This window comes from Azospirillum sp. (genome assembly GCF_035627195.1).
Classification (GTDB): Bacteria; Pseudomonadota; Alphaproteobacteria; order Azospirillales; family Azospirillaceae; genus Azospirillum.
This window is the reverse complement of the sequence record NZ_DASPMG010000069.1, coordinates 1-7,275: the sequence shown is the minus strand read 5'-3', so window position 1 is coordinate 7,275 and position 7,275 is coordinate 1. Positions and strand designations below refer to the sequence as shown.

Here is a 7,275-nt window from a genome sequence, read left to right as displayed (position 1 = left end):
GCCACGCCGCCGCGCCCGTCCATCACCGCGAACTCGAAGGCGCCGGCCTCGCCCAGATGGCTGCCGTCCGGCTTGAAGGTGGCGGCCACCAGCTGGTCGATGGTCAGGTAATCGCCGATCAGCACGACGCGGTCGCCGATGCGCACGCTGCCGCCACGCGGCAGGCCCGCCACCTGGGCGAACAGGGCGTCGTTGTCGGGGTCGGTCGGGCGGCCGATGCGCAGCGGCTCGGTCGCGCCGCGCTCCAGCACCTCCAGCGGGCGCAGATCGGCCAGCACCGGACGCCGGTTCTCCGGCTGCGGGTTGAAGTAGAAGGGTGCGGCGCCCAGCGAGCCGTAGACGAACGGCTCCTGCCGGCCCTGGGTGGACTGCATCACGTCGTCGCGCACGCGGCGGAAGAACAGGCTCAGCTCCAGCCCCGGCTGGTCCAGGTTCTTCAGCAGCGCCTCGGCGTACGGGCTGTGCTTGCCGGTCCCGTCCTCGGCCACGGCGTCGGCGCGGGTGGCCATGGCGACCAGCGTGTCGCTGGGCGTGTCGTCCACCCGCCCGATGCCGGGCTGGATGCTGTGGCGGCTGGTTCCGGTGCGGGTCAGGCGGTCGACGAAGGGGTTGTTGCGGCAGGCATCCAGGATGACGATGCCCAGCTTGCGGGCCTGCGCCACCTCGCCCATCGGCAGGGTCAGCGGCAGCGCCTCGTACATCAGGTCGCGCTCGCGCTCCAGCCGCGCGTCGGAGGGGATGAGGTAGTTGGTGCCCCCCACCTGCATGCCGTGCCCGGCGAAATACAGAACCGCCACGTCGGCCTTGGACGCCTGCACGCCGAAGGTGCGCAGCGCCTCCGCCAGCCCGCGGTTGGAGAGGTTCAGCTTCTCGTCGACGACGAAGCCCAGCTTGCGCAGGGACTGGCTGATCGCCTTGGCGTCGTTGGGCGGGTTGGGCAGTTCCGGCGCGTTCTGGTAGGCGCCGATGCCGATGACCAGCGCAATGCGCTTCTCCCCTTCCGCCGCCGCGGCGACGGAAGGGGCATGGGCCGAGAAGAGCAAAGCGGCGACCAGCGCCCACAGCACCAGGGCAAAACGCATGCGATCCGACACCTTGTTGTTAAGACTCCAGGTATCCCCCCGCCCCCCTCGCGAACAAGTGCCGGGACGGAGTACTCCCGATGCGCGCCGGGCCTCTATGACGTCGCCGCCTCTATGACTTCCCCAGAGCCTTCAACAGCACGCCGCGCAACTCGTCCGGCTGCACCGGCTTGCGCATCAGTCCACAACCCGGCACGCCACCGTCGGCCAGCGGCGACTGGCTGGCCTCCCCGGTCAGCACCACGGCCGGGATCTCCCGCCGGTACAGCCGGCGCACCCGCTGGATAACGTCGTAGCCGTTGGCCCCGCCGGGCAGGCGCAGGTCGGTGAGGATCACCCCCGGCGGCCCCGGCAGGGCGTCCAGCCCGGCCATCACCTCGCGCAGGTCGGCCGCCGGCACCACCGTGCAGCCCCAGGCCTCCAGCATCATGCGCAGGCCGAACAGCACCATTTCGTCGTCGTCGACGACCAGGACCGTGGCGCCCTGCAGCCCGTCGCCGTCCACGGCGGCGCCGGCCCGCCCGCGCTCCGCCGGCTTCGGCGCGCTCCCCAGCGGCACCGTGACCGCGAACACCGACCCGCGGCCGAGCTGCGAGCGCACGCCCACCGACACCCCCAACAAGCCGGCCAGGCGCTGCACGATGGCCAGCCCCAGGCCGAAGCCGCGGGCGCGGTCGCGCTCGGGATTCTCCAGCTGGTGGAACTCCTCGAAGATGGCGGCGACCTGATCCTCGGGGATGCCGAAGCCGGTGTCCCACACCTCCACCCGCACCGCGTCGCCGCGTCGCCGCATGGCCACCAGGATCGTCCCGGTGCGGGTGTAGCGGATGGCGTTGCTCAACAGGTTGCGGACGATGCGCTCCAGCAGCACCGGGTCGGTGCGCCCGCGCGCCGGGAACAGCCGCGCCTTCAGCCGCAACCCCTTGGCGGCCGCCTGCGGCCGGTTCTCCTCGACCAGCTGGCGCAGCAGGGCATCCAGCGCGAAGTCCGTCACCTTCGGCTCGATCTGCCCGGAATCGATGATGGAGATGTCGAGGAGCGCATGCAGCAGCCGCTCCCCCGCCTCCAGCGCCTCGCCCAGGCGCGCGACGGTGGTCCGTGCCGCCGTGTCGCTCACCTGCTGGTCGAGCACGCCGAGGAACAGCCGCATGGCCTGGAACGGCTGGCGCAGGTCGTGGCTGGCGGCGGCCAGGAAACGCGCCTTGGCGGTGTTGCCGCGCCCCGCCTCCTCCTGCATGGCGGCGCGCACGCGCCCGCAGTCGTCCGCCCGGCCGCAGTCGGCATCGGCGGGGGTCGCAAAGGCGAAAACGCCGACCACGGCACCACCGTCCACCACCGGGGCGCAGCGAAGGTCCAACGGGCATTCCAGCGCCCCACCGGGATCGAGGCGCAGGACGAGGGACTGCTCGCCCGCCTCCCCGTCGCCGCTGCGCAGCCGGTCCAGGTGCCGCACCAGCCCCTCGCCCTCCCTGCCCAGCAGCCGGGGCGCCGGCAGCCCCTGCGGCACGCCGCCGTCGCGGAGCAGGCCGCGGAACGCCTCGTTGAAGTGGACGGCACAGGCGGTGCCGGTGAACAGGACGGCGGGACCGGCGCTCATCCGGCAGACGCGCAGCGCGTTGCGGAGCGATTCCGGCCACATGCGCTCGGCCCCGCAGGGGCTGAGCTTTTCGTGCTCGGTGGACAGGTCCACAAACAGCCTCTCGTGCTCCGCACCGGTCCCGGACGGCGCGTTCTCTGCCGGGGTGCCACCGGCGGCGCCGAAGGCAAGACGTGGGGTTACACTAACCGCCCCATCTCCCCCGATAAACCTATCAAAAGTATAGCGGACACCGCGTATTACCTAAGTTTTGCGGCGGGCGAGGATCACATCTTCGACGTAGAACTTGCGGCGCAGCAGAGTCGACAGGCGCGCCATCAGCACCTCGACGCTGTGCGATTTGCCGACGAACTCGTCCGCCCCGGCGTTCAGGCAGGCGATCAGCAGCTCCTCGCGGTCCTGGCTGGTGTGGACCAGGATATCGAACAGCCGCCCATCGCGCCGCCGGCTGCGGTCGAACGCCTCGCACAACTCGGTGCCGGTGATGCCCGGCATGACGAGGTCGATCACCACGCAGTCGAACGGCTCGCGCGCAACGGCGTCCAGCCCTTCCTGCGCGCCGCTGGCAACGGACACCGCGCATCCCGCTTCTTCCAGTTCCAGACGCAGGAACTCGCGGTAGGTGACGCTGTCGTCCACCACCAGGATACGGGCACGATGAAGCACCTCCGTGGCGGAAGGCCGCGCGTCGGGCAACGCCACGAGGCGGCGAACCTCCCGCACCGCCCCGTCCGGCTCGCCACCGGCCACGACGTGCACGCGCCGGCCGTCGTACGTCAGGTCCGGCGCGCCGCCGACCAGCACCACCGGCACGTCGGGACAGCGCTCGCGGATGCGGGTGATGGCGTCGTGCGCGTCGGCTCCGGTGCTGGCGAGGTTCAACAGGACCGCCGCCGGCGCCCCGGCCGCCAGCACGGCCAGACCGTCGGGCAGCGTGTCGGCGGCGGTGACGGCAATGCCGCTCTCCTCCAGCTTGTGGCGCAGCAGCAGGCTCTGCGTCGGCGAGGCGTCGATCAGCGTCACGTCCGGCGGATTCATCGGCCACCCCCCTTCGACGCCAGGAGATCGAGCAAGCGCGGCGCGACCCTGGGCAGCGGCAGTTCCTCGGTGGCGGCGCCCAGCTTGACCGCCTCGCCCGGCATGCCGTGGATCACCGCCGTCGAGGCGTGCTCGGCGATCGTATACGCGCCCGCCTCGCGCATCGCCAGCAGGCCGCGCGCGCCGTCCTCCCCCATGCCGGTCAGCAGCACGCCGATGGCCGCCGGCCCGAAGGTGTTCGCCAGGGAGCGGAACAGAACGTCGCCGGATGGCCGCTGGCCGCACACCGGCGATTCCTTGGTCAGGCGCAGCACGGCACGCCCGGCCTCCAGGTGGGTGTCGCCGGGCGCCACATAGACGCGGCCGGGCCGCGGCTGGGCGCCGTGCTCGGCCACCTCCACCGGCATCGGGCAGACGGTGCCCAGCCACGACGCGAAGCCCTCGACGAAGGCGGCACCGATGTGCTGCACCACCAGGACCGGCAACGGGAACCCGGCCGACAGCCCGGCCAGAACCTTGACCAGCGCGTTGGGTCCGCCGGTGGAGGCAACGAGCGCCAGAACCTCGAACCGCCGTGGCGCGTCCGCCGCCAGCGGCAGGGGCGCCGCCATGCGCTTCGGCGCCGGCGGGTCGGCGGCGAAGCGCTGTCGAATGACCTTCACCTGGCTCATGGCGAACAGCTGGCTGCACAGGTGCCGGGCGACGGCGGCGTAGTCGGCGCGGCTCAGGCTGCCGGGCTTCTCGACCACCGACAGGGCGCCCGCGCGCAAGGCGTTCATGGAGATGTTCATGTCGCCGCCATGCACGTCGGCGGCCACCACGACGATGGGCAACGGGTGCTCGCGCATGATGCGCTTGGTGGCTTCCAGCCCGTTCATGCCGGGCAGGCGGATGTCCAGCGACACCACGTCCGGCTTGACCTTCGCCATCAAGCGCAACGCGGCCTCCGCCGTCGGCGCCACGGCGGCGACCTCCAGCCGGGGGTCCTGGCTGATGGTGTGGACCAGCAGTTCCTGGACCACCGGCGAGTCCTCCACCACGAGGACCCGGACCTTGCGTTGGACGCTCATAGCAGGCGCCTTATTCCTTCCAGCAGTTCGCCCTGGTCGAAGCGCGTCTTCACGATATAGGCGTCCGCACCCAGGCGCAGGCCGCGCGCCCGATCCTCCTCCGCGTCGCGCGAGGTGACCAGGATAAACGGAAGCGCGGCCGTGCGCGGATCGCCCTTCACCGACTGCAACAGCGTGAACCCGTCCATGTGCGGCATTTCCACGTCGCTGACGATGAGGTCGACGTGGGTGGAGCCCAGCCGTTCCAGGGCGTCACGGCCGTCCACGCACAGCTCCACGGTATAGCCGTGCGCCTCCAGGATGGAGCGTTCCAGCGTGCGCGTGGTGATGGAATCGTCCACCACCAGGATGACGGGCGGCGGCCCCGCCGCCGTGGCCGGGCCGGTGTCGAAGGCCGGTGCGTCCGCCATGGCCGCCCCGACCCCGGCGAGATTGACGACCAGCGCCGGCGCTCCATCCTCCAGCAGCACGGTGCCGAGGAAGCGTGCCGGGTCCAGCCCGACTTCATCGATGGACGAGATCAGCCCGTCGCGGGCCGTGAGGAAACCATCCACCACCATGGCGACCGGTCCCTCCCCCTCGCCGCGCCGGACCACCACGACGGCCAGCCGGTCGGAGGACGGCGGCGCGTCGGACACGCCGAGGTAGGCGGCCAGCGTCGTCACCGGCAGGTCCTCGTCGCCCAGCCGCAGCATGGACGCGCCGCCCAACGTAAAGACGTCGCTCGCCGCCGCGTGGTGCAGGCGCACCACGTCGCTGGCCTGGAGCGCCAGCACGTGCTCGCGCACCGCCACGAACAGCAGCCGGCGGTTGGACAGCAGAACCGGGGCGGACAGCGTCACGACCGTGCCGCCGCCGCGCCGGTCGTCCAGCATCAGCGTGCCTTGCAGGCGCGCCAGCGCCTCGCGCACGATGGACATGCCCATGCCGCGCCCGGACAGCTCCGTCACCGCCTCGGCGGTGCTGAATCCGGGCTCCAGCAGGAACTGGCGCAGCCGCTCGCGCGGGGTGTCGGCCACCTCCTCGGCGTCCAGCAGGCCGCGCTGCACGGCGCGGCGCGCGATGGCGTCGTCGTCCACGCCGCGGCCGTCGTCCTCGATGCGCACGGTCAGGCGCCCGCCGCGCACGGCGATGGCGACGACGATGCGCCCGGCCGCCCGCTTTCCCGCCTCCAGCCGCGCCGTCGGCGTCTCGATGCCGTGGCTGACGGCGTTGCGCACGAGGTGGATCACCGGGTCCTTCAGCCGCTGCAACACTTCGCGGTCGGCCTCGGTGGACAGGCCCTGGACGTCGACCTCCACCTCCTTGCCCTGGCCACGCGCCAGCTCGCGCACCATGCGGCCGAGGTCGCCGAACTGCGTCTCGGCCGGCAGCATGCGCAGGCGGCGCACGTCGTCTTGCAGGCTGCCGCTCCACTGCCGCAGGTTGGCGTAGCTGCGCTGGTGCGCCCGGCTGGCGCCCTCGATGCGCGCAGTGGCGGCACGCAGCCGGCGCTCGAAGGCGTCGAGCTGTGCGGCCGACACGCCGCCCGACGCGCTGCCGTTGCGCCGATGGCCCCGCCCGATGACGCCGCGGCGCAGCCGCGCCCAGGCCTGCTCCAGGCCCAGCCACTCCAGCCGCAGCCGTCGCAGGTCGGCGGCGACCTGTCCCTGCCCCTCGACCTCCGGCAGCAGCGCCGCCGCCGTCTCCAGAAAGTGGCCGAGGCTGGCACTGTTGATGCGCACCAGCTGCACCGCCGGATCCGCCGGGCCGGCCGGCCGCGGCGTTTCCGGCGCCGCACGCGGTGCCGCTCCCACGCTGGCCTCCCCCGCCGCCAGCCTGTCGAGGTCGGCGAGCATGTCGCCGGGTGGATCCCCCGGACGCCCGCCGCGCGCCGCGCCGGCAAGGTCCTCGATGGCGTCCAGCGCGCGGAACAGCACGCCCACCGCCGGCCCGTCCAGCGCCAGCGCGCCCTTCTGCAGCGCCTGGAAGGTGGATTCCACGCGGTGCGCCACCGCCTCCACCTCCGGCAGGTCGACGGCGCGGGCGGCACCCTTCAGGCTGTGCGCGCGCCGGTGCAACTCGTCGAGGTCGAGCGCCGTCCCCTCCTCGGCGGCACGAAGTGCTGCGCGGATCTCAGCCAGATGCTCCTTGTGCTCCAGCTCGAACGCCGCGAGTAGCCGCTGCCGGATGTCGATCATGGGCGCCCCACCGCCTTCCGGCCGCTCACACCCGGTAATTCCGTACCGCTTCGACCAGCCCCTGGCCGAGGTCGTTGAGGTTGGCGGCGGCCCCTTCCAGCTGGCGGGTGCCGGCGGCGGTCTGGGTGCTCGCCTGACGGATGTTCTGCAGCGCCTGGATCACCTGTTCCAGGCCGATCTGCTGCTGGTTGGTGCCGGCGACGATCTGCTGGAAGGCCAGCACGCTCTCGTGGATGTTGTCGGCCATGGTGCGGATGGTGGCCTGCGTCGAATCCGCCTGCCGCCGCCCGGCGGCCACACGCTTCACC

General features: G+C 72.3%; 5 protein-coding genes and 1 pseudogene. All 6 read right to left on the bottom strand.

Annotated elements, in window-relative coordinates; all coding sequences use genetic code 11:
* Nucleotides 1–1,082: caspase family protein (locus VED21_RS05825; protein ID WP_324881379.1), on the bottom strand; the 1,082-nt coding region annotated here is incomplete at its 3' end.
* 112 nt (nucleotides 1,083–1,194) lie between these two features.
* Complete coding sequence (locus tag VED21_RS05820; protein WP_324881378.1) at nucleotides 1,195–2,772, bottom strand: hybrid sensor histidine kinase/response regulator; 1,578 nt, start codon at nucleotides 2,770–2,772, stop codon at nucleotides 1,195–1,197.
* 150 nt (nucleotides 2,773–2,922) lie between these two features.
* The gene (locus VED21_RS05815) at nucleotides 2,923–3,717 is read right to left on the bottom strand and encodes a response regulator transcription factor (protein ID WP_324881377.1); all 795 of its coding nucleotides are present in this window, start codon (nucleotides 3,715–3,717) and stop codon (nucleotides 2,923–2,925) included.
* Nucleotides 3,714–4,787, bottom strand: a complete 1,074-nt coding sequence (gene cheB, locus VED21_RS05810) for a chemotaxis-specific protein-glutamate methyltransferase CheB (protein ID WP_324881376.1) — start codon at nucleotides 4,785–4,787, stop codon at nucleotides 3,714–3,716. Before cheB ends, VED21_RS05815 begins: the two co-directional genes overlap by 4 nt.
* Nucleotides 4,784–6,967, bottom strand: coding sequence for a hybrid sensor histidine kinase/response regulator (locus VED21_RS05805; protein WP_324881375.1), 2,184 nt, complete (start codon nucleotides 6,965–6,967; stop codon nucleotides 4,784–4,786). Before VED21_RS05805 ends, cheB begins: the two co-directional genes overlap by 4 nt.
* A gap of 25 nt (nucleotides 6,968–6,992) precedes the next feature.
* Nucleotides 6,993–7,275: pseudogene (locus tag VED21_RS05800) on the bottom strand (methyl-accepting chemotaxis protein); the annotation flags it as partial.